Genomic DNA, 15,549 nt, shown 5'->3' on the forward strand with positions numbered 1-15,549 from the left:
TCCTACATTGCGGCATGACGGCGTTCGATCGCATCCCATATCAGCGCGGCCGTATCGGTGCCGTTGAATCTGTCGATCGCAACGATCCCCGTTGGCGATGTGACATTTATCTCCGTCAGCCACTTGCCTCCGATCACATCAATGCCAACGAAGACGAGCCCGCGCCGCTTGAGCTCAGGCCCCATCGCCGCGCAGATTTCCTCTTCCCGCGCGGTCAACTCCGTCGCTTCGGCATGACCGCCCTGAGCAAGATTGGAACGAAACTCCCCTTCGCCTGGGAAGCGGTTGATTGCGCCGGCAAACTCGCCATCGACCAGTACGATGCGTTTGTCGCCTTCGCTCACTTCAGGAAGGAAAGGCTGCACCATGTGCGGTTCCGGCCAGGTTTGATCGAAGACCTCGGACAAGGCCGAGAGATTCGTACCGGACTCGTCGATCCGGAAGATCGCCTTGCCACCGTTGCCGTGAAGAGGCTTCACCACGACCGATCCGTGTTTTTTCTGGAATGCTCGCAGATCATCCACGTGACGTGCGACGAGCGTCGGCGGCATATATTGCGCATAGTCCAGCACGAACATCTTCTCGGGGGCGTTCACGACTTCTCGCGGGTCGTTGGCAACCAGCGTCTTACCCTTCAGGCGATCGAGCAGCAGCGCCGCACTGATATAGCCGAGATGAAAGGGCGGATCCTGGCGCATCAGGATTACGTCGATGTCTTGCGCCAGGTCGATGCGACGGCGCTCTCCTGCGCTGAAATGATTCCCTGCATCGCGCTGCACTGTTACCGGCGCGGCATGCGCGGTAATCCGGCCATGCGGTGTCCTATCGCTTTCGTAGGCAAGGCTGGTCACATCATAATGCCAGAGTTCGTGCCCTCGCGCCTGCGCCGACAGCATCAGGGCGAAGGAACTGTCGCCCGCAATGTTGATGTTCTCGAGCGGGTCCATCTGGACGGCGACGCGTAGCGACATTTTATTCTCCGATCATCTGGCGCCCATTCAGCGATCAGGGCTGCCAGGCATTGGCGATGTGGCGAGGGAAGCTACCGGGCGCAAGGAGGATTACGTCGATCCGGATGTCTTCGCCATTCACGGCATAGCGATGCGCCGCCGCTTCGACCGCTGCGGCGACGCGGGAAAGACGATATTCGTCGATCGCATGATCGAGGTCGACGCCCCGTTTGCGCCATTTCACCTCCACAAAGGCGATGATCGAGCCGCGCTTGGCGACCAGATCGATCTCTCCGACGGGCGTTCTGACCCGCTGGTCGAGGATCTGCCATCCTTTCGCCCGGAGCCAGAACGCGGCTCGCGCCTCACCGTCACGGCCATTCTTCTCCGCCGATCGGCGCTTCATGCCGAGCGGAGTTCCATCGCGCGGGCATATAACGTCTTGCGGTCCATCCCGGTTGCTTTGGCAACCTGAGCCGCGGCCTGCGAGGCTTTCATCGTCCTCAACGCATTCCGAAGCATAGCATCGGCATCTTCTTCGCTGGCAATGCTTTCCGGCGGGGGGCCGACCAACAACACGATTTCGCCTTTGGGCGGGTTGGCATCATAATATGCCAGCAGACCGGATGGCAGCCCGCGGCGCAGCTCCTCGTGAAGCTTTGTGATTTCGCGGGCCACGGCAATCTCACGATCCGGCAGTGCCGCTTCGATCGCCGCCAAAGATTTCGTCAGTCGCGGCGCGGTTTCGTAGAATACCAGTGTGGCGTCTACTGCCGCAAGCTCGGCCAAGGTCTCCCGCCTCGCCTTTTCCTTGCTCGGCAGGAAACCGGCGAACAGGAACCGGTCGTTCGGCAATCCGGACAGGGCCAGGCCACTGATAGCAGCGCAAGCCCCGGGAAGGGCGGTCACCGGAATGCCCTCGGCCCGGCAGTCGTTTACGAGGCGATAGCCCGGATCCGATACCATCGGCGTGCCTGCATCGCTGACCAGTGCGACCGCTTTCGATCGCATGGATTCGACCAGGCGCGTTCGGTCGCGATGTTCGCTATGATCGTCATAGCGCCACATCGGCTTCGAAATACCCAGATGTTTTAGCAGCTTGCCCGTTACGCGGGTATCCTCGCACGCGACGCCGTCGCATTGTCGCAACACTTCGACCGCTCTCAGCGTAATATCGCCGAGATTGCCGATCGGGGTGGAGACGATATAGAGCCCCGGTGTAAGGGATCGGTTTTCGGGTGAAGTTGCATCGGACACCGTTCACCCATGAACCAAGAATGAGGGATGCGGCAAGATGAAGCGCTGGACTATCGACCGTCGGGCAATGGTTACCGTGGGGCTGGCAGCATTGCTGGGCGCCTGCGCGGTGATTCCAAAGGGTGCAGAACGCCCCGGCCCGGTGGCCCAGACGCCCGCACCCGAACCGACCGAAAGCCTGCCAAACGATGAAACGCGGCACCGCATCGCATTGCTCGTGCCGATGACCGGCCAGAACGGCCCGGTCGGCCAGTCGATTGCCAATGCGACCACCATGGCGCTGCTCGACACGAACGCCGACAACCTTCGCATCACGACCTATGATACAGCCAAAGGCCCGGAGGCCGCTGCGCAGCAGGCTATTGCGGAAGGCAACAAGCTGATCCTCGGCCCACTACTGGGTTCGAACATCCGGTCGGTCGTTGCCTCTGCCCGCGCGGCTGATGTGCCGGTCATATCTTTTTCCAACGATATCAGCGCTGCGGGCCCCGACGTGTTCATCATGGGTCAGATCCCTGACCAGTCGATCATGCGCACCATCCAGTACGCGCGCAGCAAGGGCGCCCAGAGGTTTGCCGTTATCGCGCCCGATGGGGAATATGGCGCCCGAGCAGAAAATGCCATGCGCCAGGCCGTGTCCGCCTATGGCGGAGAAGTGGTCTGGACCGAACGGTATGCCCGCGGCAATACCTCCATCGTCAGCGCGGCCCAACGCCTCAAATCGCATGGGGGCTATGATGCGGTCCTGATCGCTGACGGCGCGCGGCTCGCGGCACAGGCGGCTGGCGTGCTCAATCCTTCGGGCGGCGCCGACAAGACCCGCCTTCTCGGCACCGAATTGTGGAGCGGAGAAAGCGCGGTCACTCGGGCCTCGGCATTGGGCGGCGCATGGTTCTCGGCCATATCGGACACGCGTTACAAACGGTTTGTGGACAGTTACGAGGCGCGCTTCGGTAGCCAACCATATCGCATCGCAACACTTGGGTACGATGCCGTTCTACTGACCTTGCGGGTTGCGCGCGACTGGCGTGTCGGGCGGGATTTCCCCGAAAACGAGTTGCTCGCGTCGGACGGTTTTCTGGGGCTCGATGGGGCATTTCGCTTCGGTCGCAACGGAATGGTCGAACGTGCTTTTGAAGTACGCGAAGTACGCAATGGCTCGGTCGTCGTGGTCGATAACGCGCCTGCCCGGTTCTAAGTAGGGCGGATAACCTGTCCGGGGCGCTTGTAGGCGGACAGGTCGGCGCGATATAGCAGCAGCCATGTCCGACGATCTGTTCGAAAACACGCCCACCTCCAGCGGCGATTACGACGCTTCCTCGATTGAGGTTCTGGAAGGCCTCGAACCCGTTCGCCGCAGACCCGGCATGTACATCGGCGGGACCGACGACCGCGCGCTGCACCATCTTGTCGCCGAAGTACTCGACAATTCGATGGACGAGGCAGTGGCCGGGCATGCCACGCGGATCGAGGTGCGGCTCGACGAAGGCAATCGCGTAACCGTGTCGGACAATGGACGTGGAATGCCGGTAGGCGAGCACCCCAAATTCCCGGGCAAATCCACGCTCGAGGTCATCCTCTCAACGCTGCACTCCGGAGGCAAATTCTCAGGCAAGGCCTACGCCACCAGCGGCGGCCTGCACGGCGTCGGCGTTTCGGTCGTGAACGCCCTGTCCAGCGATACGCGGGTCGAGGTCGCGCGTGACAAGCAGCTTTACGCGCAGAGCTTTTCCAAGGGGCAGACCTTGGGCGCGCTGGAAGAACTCGGCCCCACCCCCAATCGGCGTGGGACGACGGTCAGCTTCGTCCCCGATATCGAAATCTTCGGCGACCGCCAGTTCAGTCCCAAGCGTCTGTTCAAGCTCGCCCGTTCAAAGGCCTATCTCTTTGCAGGCGTCGAAATCCGCTGGAAATGCGCCGAAAGTCTGGCCAGCGAAGACGTGCCGGCAGAAGCCGTGTTCAAGTTTCCCGGCGGTCTGGCCGATCATCTTGCCGAACAGCTCGGCGGACGTGAATGCGTTACTACGCAGCCTTTCGCGGGCAATCAGGATTTCCCCGACGAGGCTGGCCGTGTCGAATGGGCCATCGCATGGCCGCTCTATTCGGACGGATCGACAAGCTGGTACTGCAACACCGTGCCCACCCCCGATGGCGGAACGCATGAACAGGGGCTCCGCGCGGCGCTCACCAAGGGACTGCGTGGCTTCGGCGAACTGACAGGGGCGAAAAAGGCCAAGGACCTTACTGCCGACGACGTAATGACTGGCGCCGAGGTCATGCTCAGTGTCTTCATTCGCGACCCCCAGTTCCAGAGCCAGACCAAGGACCGGCTTACTTCGCCAGAGGCCGCGCGACTGGTGGAAAACGCCGTTCGCGATCATTTCGACCATTTCCTCTCCGACAATATGGATCGGGGCAAAGCCCTACTCGGGCAGGTCATGGAGCGAATGGACGAGCGCCTGCGTCGCAAGCAAGAGCGCGAGATCAAGCGCAAGACCGCAACCAATGCCAAGAAGCTGCGCCTGCCGGGCAAGCTCACCGACTGTTCGGGCGAAGGCGACGGTGAGACCGAACTTTTTATCGTCGAAGGCGACAGCGCAGGCGGCAGCGCCAAGCAGGCGCGCAATCGCAAGACTCAGGCGATCCTACCGATCCGCGGTAAAATTCTGAACGTCGCATCCGCCACCGCCGACAAGATCCGTGCAAACAGCGAAATCGCCGATCTCTCACTCGCCATGGGGTGTGGCACACGCAAGGATTGCGATCCCGAACAATTGCGGTACGACCGCATCATCATCATGACCGATGCCGACGTCGACGGCGCACACATCGCCACGTTGCTCATGACGTTCTTTTTCCAGGAAATGCCCGATGTCGTGCGCAACGGGCACCTCTACCTTGCGCAGCCTCCGCTCTATCGCCTGACAGCCGGTAAGGAGAGCCGGTATGCACGTGACGACGCGCATCGCAAGGAACTGGAAGAAACGGTTTTCAAGGGCAAGAAAGTCGAAGTCGGTCGCTTCAAGGGTCTAGGCGAGATGAATCCAGCCCAGCTGCGCGAAACGACCATGAACCCTGAAAGCCGGAGTCTGATCCGCATTACCCTGCCCGTCGAATTCGAACAGCGTGCAGTGGTGAAGGAACTCGTCGATCAGTTGATGGGGCGCAACCCAGAACACCGGTTCAATTTCATCCAGAACAATGCCGGCGAATTCGATCGCGAGATGATCGACGCGTAAATGCGCGGGTCCGGTCCGCAGGATCGATCAGCCCAAAACCCTAGCCTTTGGATTGGCCCATGTCCCATCAGACCGACCAACTATTAAGGATCATGGCGCGACTGCGCGACCCGAAGGCCGGCTGTGAGTGGGATAGGGCGCAGACCTTCTCGACGATAGCGCCTTATACCATCGAAGAGGCCTATGAGGTCGCCGACGCCATCGAACGGGCCGACATGGACCAGCTGCGGGGCGAACTCGGCGATCTGCTGTTTCAAGTGGTCTTCCACGCGCGAATGGCCGAGGAATTAGGCGACTTTTCTTATGAAGACGTCGCGCGAGACATCTCCGACAAGATGGAGGCACGTCATCCCCACATCTTCGGCGACGAAGGCGGGATCATGGAAGACAGTCGCTGGGAAGAGATCAAGGCGGCGGAACGCGCTGCTGCCGGATCGACCAGCGCGATGGACGGCGTAGCGCTTGCCCTGCCCGCGCTACTCCGCTCGGACAAGCTTCAGAAGCGGGCGGCGCGTGTCGGGTTCGAATGGCCCGATATCGAGGGTCCGATCCAGAAACTTCATGAAGAATTGGGCGAACTGGCGCTTGCCGAAACCGAACGGGACAGGCTTATGGAAGCCGGCGATGTGCTGTTCGTAGCGGTCAACATCGTGCGCCGATACGGGGTCGATCCGGAACAGGCTCTACGTTCATCGAACGGCAAGTTCGAACGTCGGTTCAAGAAGATGGAAGAACTGGCTCGAGGCGACGGCAAGGATTTCGCCGAACTCGATCTCGATACGCAGGAACTTTACTGGCAACGTGCAAAAGCACAGATCGGTTAATCGAGCGCCTCGTACTGGCCCATTTCCTTGGGATTGAGCCGAACAGTGATGAGGCGATTGGAACCGTCGGTTTCCGCTTCGACATCTTCTAGCACTTCGCCATGCGCATGCAGCCAGGCAATGCGGCGGCCATCGCTGGCGGGCACCTCGAAGCTTCGGAGAGTAGCGTTGCGGGTCAACATGCTTCCGAGACGATCGAGCAAAGTATCGACACCGTCTCCGGTCAACGCAGACATGGCGACAATGTCGTCGTCAGCTTCGACCTGCTCGCCCAGTTCTTCCGCGTCGTCGACGCTCAGCAGGTCCCATTTGTTCCAGACCTCAAGGATCGGGATCGACGTATCTCCTTCCCCATCGATTACGCCAAGATCGCGCAATACATCAAGGACCTGCGCCTTCTGCGCGGCCGTCGAGGGGTTCGAAATATCCCGCACATGGCAGATGACGTCGGCCGAAGTCACTTCCTCCAGCGTAGCGCGGAAAGCGGCGACCAACTGTGTCGGAAGATCGGATATGAATCCCACTGTATCTGACAGGATCGCCTTTTCGACGCCCGGCAAGGCTATTGCCCGCATTGTCGGATCGAGTGTCGCGAACAGCAGGTCTTCCGCCATGACTGTGGCGCCGGTGAGGTGGTTGAAGAGCGTCGATTTGCCGGCGTTTGTGTATCCGACAAGGGCGACCACTGGCCAAGGAGCCCGTTCGCGCCTTTCGCGATGCAAGCCGCGGGTCTTGCGAACCTGCTCGAGTTCCTTGCGCAAGCGGCCCATACGCTGGCGGATCATTCGCCGGTCGGCTTCGATCTGCGTCTCGCCCGGACCGCCGAGAAAACCGAAGCCACCGCGCTGGCGTTCGAGGTGAGTCCAGCTACGTACGAGCCGGCTCTGCTGATAGTCCAGATGCGCCAGCTCTACCTGTAAACGCCCTTCGGCGGTCGCAGCACGCTCCCCGAATATTTCGAGGATGAGGCCGGTTCGATCGATGACCTTGCGGGAAAGCTTGTCTTCGAGATTACGCTGCTGGATCGGGGTAAGGGCCCCGTCCACCACCACCAGTTCGGCTTCGTTCTGTTCGCAAGCAATGGCGATGTTGTCGACCTGCCCGGCCCCGAACAACAGATTGGGTCGCACCTCCCTTACAGGCAGCACGAAGCTTTCCGCGATCGTAATACCGATCGCAAGCGCAAGGCCTTCAGCCTCGGCTAACCGGGATTGGGCATCCAGATCGTAGGCCATCCCACGGATGTCCGGGCACACCACGAGTGCCCGCGCTCCGCGGGATACCTCTCCCATCAGATCATCGTCGAAACTCAGGAGTCGTCCTCTTCCCATTCTTCCGTCAGATCGACCGCCGTCGCCGGCTGGATCGTCGACACGGCATGCTTATACGCGAGTTGAACATACCCGTCGCGTTCTAACAGCATGCAGAACAGATCGTAGGCGGCAATCCTGCCCTGCAGCATCACGCCATTGACGAGGAACATCGTCACCTGCGCTTCGGCCTGGCTGACCCGGCTAAGGAAAACATCCTGAAGCAGACGCTGCTTCGCGCCAGAACTCTGGCTGCCGAACTGTTCCGTATCCACCGGCTGGGCTGGCATGATCGTGCTGATCGCATGCTTGTAGACCAGTTGCGACTGCCCATCCCGACGAAGCAGGATGGAGAAATTGTCGAACCACGTGACGATACCCTGAAGCTTGACTCCCTTGACCAGAAACATGGTCACGGGAGACTTGTTCTTTCGCAGGAGGTTCAAAAAGGCGTCCTGCAGGTTTTGCGGACGAGCCCGCTGTTCGGGCTGAGGCGGCTTGGGTCGTGGCCGCGCAGAGAGTGTTCGTTCGCCGGACATATTCTTTCCCGTTTTTTGGCGGCCCGTCTTAGAACCGCAATCTGGGCGCCCACCACGCCCGGGGTGTCCGCAAGTTCTTCGCGAACAAACCTAATGTGGTTGAATACTCATAACAACGCAACGCAATCCTAGTTTCGAATAAAATCGCGCAACTTTGCGATCCTGTTCAACTCTTACGATCGGATCCCTTGCGTTCGACCATACCCAGCAGCTTCAGTTTCCGGTGCAGAGCCGATCGCTCCATCCCGATAAAAGTCGCCGTCTTAGAGATATTGCCTGAAAATCTGCGAATCTGGACGGTGAGATATTCTCTCTCGAAGTTCTCGCGCGCCTCGCGCAATGGGGCGCCCATCATTGCTCCGACACCGCCGTTCGCACCGATTTTCCCGCCAAGTACTTCTTCCGGAAGCATATCGACCTCGATCTGCTCCAGGTTTTCCCGCGGTGTCAGGATAATTGTCCGCTCGACGACATTGCGCAATTGGCGCACATTGCCCGGCCAGTCGTATGCTTGCAGAGCCGCCATGGCTTCCTCGCTGATGGTCGGCGGGCGCAATCCCTGTTCAGTTGCATAACGCGCGAAAAACCCGTCGGCCAACGACGGGATGTCGTCCCGGCGCTCGGCCAGGGATGGGACTTCCACCGGCACCACGTTCAAACGATAGAAGAGGTCTTCGCGAAACCGCTTTTCTTCCATTTCGTTTGCGAGGTCGCGCGACGTCGATGAGACGACGCGGACGTCTACACCGATTTGACGAGTCCCCCCGACCCGCACGAAACTCTGTTCTGTCAGAACACGTAGAATGCGCGCCTGTGTGGAAAGCGGCATGTCCGCGACTTCATCCAGATAGAGCGTGCCTCCGTCGGCAGTCTCCAGGAGGCCTGGGCGCACCAGCTTGCCATCTGCCTCTTCCCCGAACAGTTCCTCTTCAAACCGTTCGGGGGTGATGCGCGCGGAATTGACAATGACAAAGGCCTTGTCCGCCCGCGGGCTCCAGCTGTGGAGCAGACGCGCAGCCACTTCTTTGCCGGCCCCTGCGGGTCCGGTCACCAGAACACGGCTGCCAGTGCTTGCGACGCGCTTCAGCGTGGCCCGCACAGCATTTATGACTGCCGAATTGCCGGTGAACTCGTCGATCTGCGACTCGTTCTCGCGCAACCGCGTATTCTCGCGGCGAAGCCTTTCCGTCTCCGTTGCTCGCTCTACCAGGTAAAGCAGACGTTCCGCTTCGAATGGCTTCTCGATGAAGTCGACGGCGCCGCGACTGACGGCACTGACGGCCGTATCGATATTGCCGTGACCGGAGAAAATGATGACGGGCAAATCGGGTTCACGCACCTTGATGGCATCGAGAACCTCGAGCCCATCCATCTGGCTACCGTGCAACCAGACGTCCAGAAGCACCAGGCTGGGTCGCTTTGTGTCGACCGCTTCGAGCGCAGAAGTACTATCGGCCGCGGTGCGGCACTCGTAGCCCTCATCGCTCAGGACTCCCGCGACCAGTTCGCGGATGTCGCGTTCATCATCGACGATCAGAATGTCTAACGCCATACGGCCTCATCCTTCATCTATCCTGTGTGCTGTCCGTCGCCGTTCTTGGCGAGCGGATCGCGTGCAAATCGCATTGTAACGCGCGTGCCGCCGGTCTCGACCGAGGTGAACGTCATTTCACCGCCATGTTCCTCGACGATCTTGTTGACGATCGCCAAACCCAGACCGGTGCCTTTTTCGCGCGTGGTCACATAAGGTTCGAGAATGTTGACCCGGTCCTGCGGCAACCCAATTCCGTTATCCTGCACCGAGACGATTACCGAATCTTCGCCCGGCTCGACCGCGATCAGGATCTTGCCGCGGTAATCGACGTCGGACGACTGGAGTTTGGTTTCAATCGCTTCGTAAGCATTCTTGAGCGTATTGGTCAGCGCCTGGCCCAATTGGTGCCTGTCGCATTGCATGCGTATCGGGCCATCATGTGGCGCTTCCAACCGGTAATCGACATCGGGGTGCGCGACTTCCTGGAGGAACAGCGACTGCCTGACCAGATCGAGCATGTCCTCAGGGCGGAAACTTGGTTTGGGCAGTCGCGCAAAGCTGGAGAATTCATCCACCATCTTCCGCAGATCACCTACTTGCCGAACGATCGTGCTGGTCAATTCGTCGAACAACTCGCCATCTTGTGCGATCTGTTTGCGGTATCTGCGCTTCAATCGCTCCGTCGCGAGCTGAATGGGGGTCAGCGGGTTCTTGATCTCGTGAGCAATCCTGCGGGCAACATCGGACCATGCGGCCTGCCGTTGATCGAGAAGCTGCCGGGTAATGTCTTCAAACGTAATGACATGTCCGTCACTTTCGCGACCGATCTTGACCGCCAGCGTCAGCAATTCGCCCCTGCGGTTATGCGACACGACGCCTCTGGTCAGGCCGGCCCTGACCATTGCGCCAATCTGCGGTGCAAGATCATCGAGCGTGCTGGGCAACTCCTGCGGTGAGGCATCGTTTTCCAGCATAGCCTGCGCCGGTGCGTTCATCAGGAGCACATTCAGGTCGGTATCGACTGAAATCACGCCCGCACTCACCGATTCAAGAACCGCTTCGATGAAGCTACGCCGCTCTTCCAGTTCGGTATTTGCAGAGAGCAGCGCATCGGTCTGCTTCTCCAACTGAGCGGTCATCCGGTTGAAAGCGCGGTTCAGCAACCCGATCTCATCGGCGCCCGTCCGTCCCTCGACGCGAAGCGCGAAATTACCCGCCCCGACCTTGCGCGCGGCCGCCACCAGATCGGTAAGCGGCTCGACCTGTCGGTCGGCAAAGCGAAGCGCGAACCAGACGGCGAGGCCCACCAGGGCAAGGGACACGAAAAACAGCGCGAGATTAAAGCGCAGTTGAAGGGCCCGGGCCCGCTTCGTCAGTTCGTTGTACTTGCTAGAAATCGAGCGAGCGGTCTGCCAACTGCGAAAGGTCCCGGCTTCGGCATTGCGCGCGGTATAGAGATAGATACCCGTGTCGCGATCGATCGGTGCAACTGCTTCGATCCGTTGAGGACTTCCCCGGACCGCAACCTGTTCTCCGGCGTTAAGTCGAGCGAACGATTGCTGCGCAAACGCTCGAGGGTCGCTGTCCTCATTTAGTCCGTAGACAACCGCAGTCCGCATCGACCTGTCGGGCATCGTCTGCAGAATTGCGCTTTCCATCACATCGCGAGGTTCCGCCTGGTACTGATAAACCAAGGCGAAATTCGGATCAGTCAACTCGACGCGTCCAAGAATGGAGCGCATGTCCATAGCCATCGAAATCGTTTCATTGGCCAGATCAAGCTGGTTTTCCTCATAGTAGCTGTCGGCGAGCCTATTGGCGTTTTCCATCAGGCCACGTGAATCGTCCGAAAACCAGAAATCGGCTCCCGACTGGAACAGGAACGCGGCGAAGCCGGCGACCATCAATGTCGGAACGGCGGCAATCATCGAGAAAAAGAACACCAGCCGCACGTGAAGCCGCGCAGTACTTCCCGCCGCTCGCCGCAACGCAATCCTGCGGCCTGCCAGAACCAGCAGTGCCATCGAAGGGATCAGCATGCCGATCAGAAGCCCGGCGACCTGCCGGGACGGCAGCAAGGCGCCGTCGGGCGGTGCATTGGTGAAAGTGGCCCAAGTGCTGGCCCCGATAACCACAATAGCGATCGCGGCAGCGATTTCGATATAGGCGAATATATTCTTGCGGCGCGACGTCACAATGAATCTGCGCCACCAGCGAGGAGTCTGATTCCTTGGTACTTCTACGCCTGACGCCATCGTGGCGGGCATACAACGGGAGTGTTGCACATTTGCAAGTATAAATTCGACAAATTGTGGCCGGCTGTCGCCAGTTCGCGCGGCATCAACTCCGGCGCGCGAAATTTTCCGGTGTAATATCAAGCTCCGAAAGGCGTTTTCGCAAGGTGTTGCGATTTATGCCGAGCATGCGTGCCGCGCGTAACTGGTTTCCCTGCGTCCGCTGGAGTGTGTGCTCGAACAGCGGCTTTTCGAAAGCAGCGAGCGCCGCATGATACACACCGCCATCCACCGGACGAGCTTCGTCGAACCATGCTTCGAGCGCCGCTTCAAGACCATGTTTGGCGCTTTCACCCTCGGGCTTTCGAACCGCTGGCAATAAATCGTCGACGGCAGAACGATCGATCACGTCCTCGCGCGCCATCAGGGCAAGGCGAAAGATCGCATTACGCAGTTCGCGCACATTTCCCCGCCATTCGCGTGCCTCGAGGGCTTCGATCGCTCCTAAGCTCGCTTGTCGGTTAGGCAGACCCTCGCTCGCGGCCTGTCCAAGGAAATGGCGAACCAGCGCGCCGACATCCTCCGGTCGCTCCCGCAACGGCGGGAGATGGATGGGAACCACGTTCAGGCGATAATAGAGGTCCTCGCGAAAGCGCCCTTCGCCGATCATCGGCACTAGATCACGATTGGTCGCCGCGACGATGCGCACATCTACGCCGATTTCCTGCCGCCCTCCGACGCGGCGAATCCTGCCGGATTGCAATGCGCGCAACAGCCGCGTTTGCGCTTCGGCCGGCATGTCCCCGATTTCGTCGAGAAACAGCGTCCCGCCATTCGCCTGCTCGAACTTGCCGATCTGTTGGCTGACAGCTCCGGTGAAGGCTCCGCGCTCGTGACCGAAGAGCTCGCTTTCAAGAAGATCGTGCGGAATGGCTGCCATGTTGACCGCCACGAAGGGCCCCGTCTTGCGCGAACCGAGCTCGTGGATGGCTTCCGCCACCAGCTCCTTGCCTGTACCACTTTCGCCGGTGATCAGGACGGTTAGATCGTTCCTCAGGACGCGGGTGATCATCCGGAACACGCCCTGCATGGCGGGACTGCGCCCGATCAGTGGCAACGCGCTTTCTTCCGGCTCCTCGACGCCCTCTACCGACGGGCGGTTTGCAACCGCCTGCGCAACCGCGTGCATCAGTTCATCGAGATCGAACGGCTTGGGAAAATACTCGAACGCATCGCTGTCGCTGGCGCGGACTGCCGTATCCAGCGTGTTCTGAGCCGACAGGACGATCACGGGCATGTCGGGAGCTGCGCGGCGGACCGCGTCGATCGACGCCAGGCCATCGCCATCCTGCAGCATTACATCTGTCAGCATGACATCGAACCGACCATGGCCGAGCAGCACATCTCGCCGTTCGATGCTCTCGCAGGCGGTAACCTCGAACCCGTCCTCGCGCAGCGCCTCGGTAATGACCGTGGCGATGCTCTTGTCGTCTTCGACCAGCAGAACTGCGTGGCTCATGGTCCCCTACCCTGCCGCTATCGGCAGATTGATGCGGAAATGCGTTTCACCCGCGCGCTCATCCCGCTCGTGCGAAATGCGCCCCCCCATGTCGCGAAGAAGCTTGCGGACCAGGGCCAGTCCAAGTCCCTGACCATGCGGCTTGCTCGATACGAAAGGCTCGAAAACATGATCGCGCAGCGCAGGATCGATCCCTGGGCCCCCGTCGGTCACGGTTATCTCGATCGGCAGCCTGGTCGCCTTGCCGAAGCGTATCGTATTGAAAACGAGCCCGCTGACGAATCGCGTACGTACGCGAACCTTCGGCTCTGCCACTGCGGCAGACGCGTCGCAGGCATTCGCGATAAGGTTGATCAGAACCTGCTCCAGCGCGCCCTGATCGGCAGCGACGGGTGGCAAAGAGGGATCGAATTCTTCTTCCAGTTCGCATGCCGTGGTGCGCGCTGCCCTGACCGTAGCCATGGCATTGCGGATCGCAGCGTGGAGATTGCACGGCCCCGTGATCTCTACCGGCTTCGCGCCCAATTGCTGCATGCGGTCGACGAGCTGCGCAATGCGGTCCACTTCTGTAGAAATCATTTGCGCCAGCGGCTTGTCCTTGCCCGCCACCCGCCGCGCCAGCAATTGGCTTGCCCCGCGGATCGCGGAAAGCGGGTTCTTGATTTCATGGGCCAGCACTGCCGGGGCACGCAATTCGACGCGTTCGGTTTCGTCTTCGTCGTTTTCCGGCTGCCCGGCATCGGACAGGGTAAGGACCCGCCATCCGTTCTCGCCAGGCATTGGCGAACTGCTGATATTCACCCGGCGATCGCCGATCGCAGTGGCGATGGTCGCACCGCGCGCCACGATCTGCGCATCGTTCGACTGTAACCGATCGCTCAGGCGTTGATCGGAAATTCCCACTACGTCCCAGAAGCGTTTCTCGGACAGTTTGCGAGCACTGCGACCGAGCATTTCTTCGGCAGCATGGTTGGCTTCGACGATCTTGTCGTCTTCATCGAGTAACAGCACTGCAAAGATTAGCGACGCTAGCTGGTCGCGCGCGTCGGGCGCACCAGCGGGCGTGCTCACGCGGCCCTTCGCTGCAGCATGGGTTCGTAGAACCGTTCGATTTCCTCGAGAACCTTCATGGGGTCGTCGATGAAGTTGACGAAATTCCTGAACTCGGCGGAACCGTGCAGGCCTTTGGTGTACCAGCCAAGGTGCTTGCGGGCGATCTTGGTGCCGACATCTTCGCCGTAATGGTCCAGCATCATACGATAGTGTTCGATCAGCGTTTCGAACTGTTCGTCCACACTCGGGCTTTCCAGCACTTCGCCGGTGCGCCACCAATGCATTACCTGACCCAGCAGCCAGGGTTTCCCATAAGCCCCGCGACCGATCATGATACCGTCCGCGCCGGATTGATCGAGCGCCTTCGCCGCATCTTCGATGGTGCAGATGTCGCCATTGGCAATTACTGGAATTGAAACCGCATCCTTGACCTTGCGAATGAACGCCCAGTCTGCGCTGCCCTTGTACATCTGATTACGCGTGCGGCCGTGTACGGTGATCATCTTGACGCCGAGATCCTCGGCAATGCGCGCGAGTTCCGGGGCATTGAGATCTGCATGATCCCAACCCATTCGCATTTTTACCGTAACGGGGACGTCCACCGCCTTGACCGTCGCTTCCATAAGCTTCGTCGCCAGCGGCACTTCACGCATCAGGGCGGAGCCCGCCAACTGTCCGACGACCTTTCGCACCGGGCAACCGAAGTTGATGTCGATTATCGCAGCGCCATTGTCCTGCTGAAGCTTGGCTGCCTCTGACATGCTGACAGGATCGCACCCGACAAGCTGCATCGAAACAGGTTCTTCGGTCGCGTCCCAGGCAGCCTTCTGAACGCTTTGCCGTGTTTCGCGGATCGCCGCTTCGCTTGCGATCATTTCGGTCACGTTGAGACCTGAACCATAACGGCGCACCAACTTGCGGAACGGCAAGTCGGTGACGCCCGTCATAGGCGCAAGCACGACCGGCGTGTCGATCGACACGTCGCCGACAAAAATGGGCTTCGGCGGAGCCGGAGGAAGAGGGGTCATCGTCATGCCGGAAATCATTGCCTAAATATTGGGCAGGCACATAGTGCGTTGCAGCTAAAACG

At 60.0% G+C, this 15,549-nt stretch carries 13 protein-coding genes; 3 read left to right on the forward strand and 10 right to left on the reverse strand.

Annotated elements, in window-relative coordinates:
- Window positions 1-2: 2 nt before the first annotated feature.
- Genes gshB through rsmI form a run of 3 tightly spaced genes read right to left on the reverse strand, consistent with a single transcriptional unit; the run spans window position 3 to window position 2,207 of the window.
- Window positions 3-971: a glutathione synthase gene (gene gshB / locus AC13F2_RS02945; protein WP_482964244.1), complete on the reverse strand. Its 969-nt coding sequence runs from the start codon at window positions 969-971 to the stop codon at window positions 3-5.
- Window positions 972-1,005: 34 nt separating this feature from the next.
- Window positions 1,006-1,356: a YraN family protein gene (locus tag AC13F2_RS02950; RefSeq protein ID WP_482964245.1), complete on the reverse strand. Its 351-nt coding sequence runs from the start codon at window positions 1,354-1,356 to the stop codon at window positions 1,006-1,008.
- Window positions 1,353-2,207 (reverse strand): 16S rRNA (cytidine(1402)-2'-O)-methyltransferase, encoded by an 855-nt coding sequence (gene rsmI / locus AC13F2_RS02955; RefSeq protein ID WP_482964246.1) that lies wholly within the window; start codon window positions 2,205-2,207, stop codon window positions 1,353-1,355. Before rsmI ends, AC13F2_RS02950 begins: the two co-directional genes overlap by 4 nt.
- Before the next feature lie 37 nt (window positions 2,208-2,244).
- Between rsmI and AC13F2_RS02960 the strand changes: the two genes are divergently transcribed.
- From AC13F2_RS02960 to mazG, 3 genes are all read left to right on the forward strand, one after another.
- The gene (locus tag AC13F2_RS02960; RefSeq protein ID WP_482964247.1) at window positions 2,245-3,405 is read left to right on the forward strand and encodes a penicillin-binding protein activator; all 1,161 of its coding nucleotides are present in this window, start codon (window positions 2,245-2,247) and stop codon (window positions 3,403-3,405) included.
- Window positions 3,406-3,469: 64 nt separating this feature from the next.
- Window positions 3,470-5,446, forward strand: a complete 1,977-nt coding sequence (gene parE / locus AC13F2_RS02965) for a DNA topoisomerase IV subunit B (RefSeq protein ID WP_103025048.1) — start codon at window positions 3,470-3,472, stop codon at window positions 5,444-5,446.
- Window positions 5,447-5,505: 59 nt separating this feature from the next.
- A complete protein-coding gene (gene mazG, locus AC13F2_RS02970; protein WP_482964248.1) occupies window positions 5,506-6,270 on the forward strand; it encodes a nucleoside triphosphate pyrophosphohydrolase in 765 nt (254 codons plus the stop codon).
- On the opposite strand, the gene hflX is transcribed toward mazG, so the two are convergent.
- From hflX to dusB, 7 genes are all read right to left on the reverse strand, one after another.
- Window positions 6,267-7,562: a GTPase HflX gene (hflX, locus tag AC13F2_RS02975; RefSeq protein ID WP_272020537.1), complete on the reverse strand. Its 1,296-nt coding sequence runs from the start codon at window positions 7,560-7,562 to the stop codon at window positions 6,267-6,269. The genes mazG and hflX overlap by 4 nt on opposite strands.
- 17 nt (window positions 7,563-7,579) lie before the next feature.
- Complete coding sequence (gene hfq, locus AC13F2_RS02980; protein WP_103025051.1) at window positions 7,580-8,119, reverse strand: RNA chaperone Hfq; 540 nt, start codon at window positions 8,117-8,119, stop codon at window positions 7,580-7,582.
- A gap of 166 nt (window positions 8,120-8,285) precedes the next feature.
- Entirely contained in the window at window positions 8,286-9,671 is a 1,386-nt protein-coding gene (gene ntrX / locus AC13F2_RS02985; RefSeq protein ID WP_103025052.1) for a nitrogen assimilation response regulator NtrX, read from the reverse strand.
- A gap of 17 nt (window positions 9,672-9,688) precedes the next feature.
- Complete coding sequence (locus tag AC13F2_RS02990) at window positions 9,689-11,908, reverse strand: sensor histidine kinase (RefSeq protein WP_482964249.1); 2,220 nt, start codon at window positions 11,906-11,908, stop codon at window positions 9,689-9,691.
- Window positions 11,909-11,993: 85 nt separating this feature from the next.
- Window positions 11,994-13,406, reverse strand: a complete 1,413-nt coding sequence (locus tag AC13F2_RS02995; protein WP_482964250.1) for a sigma-54-dependent transcriptional regulator — start codon at window positions 13,404-13,406, stop codon at window positions 11,994-11,996.
- A gap of 6 nt (window positions 13,407-13,412) precedes the next feature.
- Window positions 13,413-14,477, reverse strand: a complete 1,065-nt coding sequence (locus AC13F2_RS03000) for a two-component system sensor histidine kinase NtrB (RefSeq protein ID WP_482964251.1) — start codon at window positions 14,475-14,477, stop codon at window positions 13,413-13,415.
- Window positions 14,474-15,493: a tRNA dihydrouridine synthase DusB gene (gene dusB, locus AC13F2_RS03005; protein ID WP_301642906.1), complete on the reverse strand. Its 1,020-nt coding sequence runs from the start codon at window positions 15,491-15,493 to the stop codon at window positions 14,474-14,476. Before dusB ends, AC13F2_RS03000 begins: the two co-directional genes overlap by 4 nt.
- Window positions 15,494-15,549: the final 56 nt, after the last annotated feature.

It is taken from the genome of Qipengyuania sp. L-5Y, assembly GCF_056859455.1.

Excerpts from the sequence above, each read along its gene's own strand:
- gshB (WP_482964244.1), bottom strand. The coding sequence starts at position 971 with ATGTCGCTACGCGTCGCCGTCCAGATGGACCCGCTCGAGAACATCAAC.
- AC13F2_RS02950 (WP_482964245.1), bottom strand. The coding sequence starts at position 1,356 with ATGAAGCGCCGATCGGCGGAGAAGAATGGCCGTGACGGTGAGGCGCGA.
- AC13F2_RS02960 (WP_482964247.1), top strand. The coding sequence starts at position 2,245 with ATGAAGCGCTGGACTATCGACCGTCGGGCAATGGTTACCGTGGGGCTG.
- parE (WP_103025048.1), top strand. The coding sequence starts at position 3,470 with ATGTCCGACGATCTGTTCGAAAACACGCCCACCTCCAGCGGCGATTAC.
- mazG (WP_482964248.1), top strand. The coding sequence starts at position 5,506 with ATGTCCCATCAGACCGACCAACTATTAAGGATCATGGCGCGACTGCGC.
- hflX (WP_272020537.1), bottom strand. The coding sequence starts at position 7,562 with ATGGGAGAGGTATCCCGCGGAGCGCGGGCACTCGTGGTGTGCCCGGAC.
- hfq (WP_103025051.1), bottom strand. The coding sequence starts at position 8,119 with ATGTCCGGCGAACGAACACTCTCTGCGCGGCCACGACCCAAGCCGCCT.
- ntrX (WP_103025052.1), bottom strand. The coding sequence starts at position 9,671 with ATGGCGTTAGACATTCTGATCGTCGATGATGAACGCGACATCCGCGAA.
- AC13F2_RS02990 (WP_482964249.1), bottom strand. The coding sequence starts at position 11,908 with ATGGCGTCAGGCGTAGAAGTACCAAGGAATCAGACTCCTCGCTGGTGG.
- AC13F2_RS02995 (WP_482964250.1), bottom strand. The coding sequence starts at position 13,406 with ATGAGCCACGCAGTTCTGCTGGTCGAAGACGACAAGAGCATCGCCACG.
- dusB (WP_301642906.1), bottom strand. The coding sequence starts at position 15,493 with ATGACGATGACCCCTCTTCCTCCGGCTCCGCCGAAGCCCATTTTTGTC.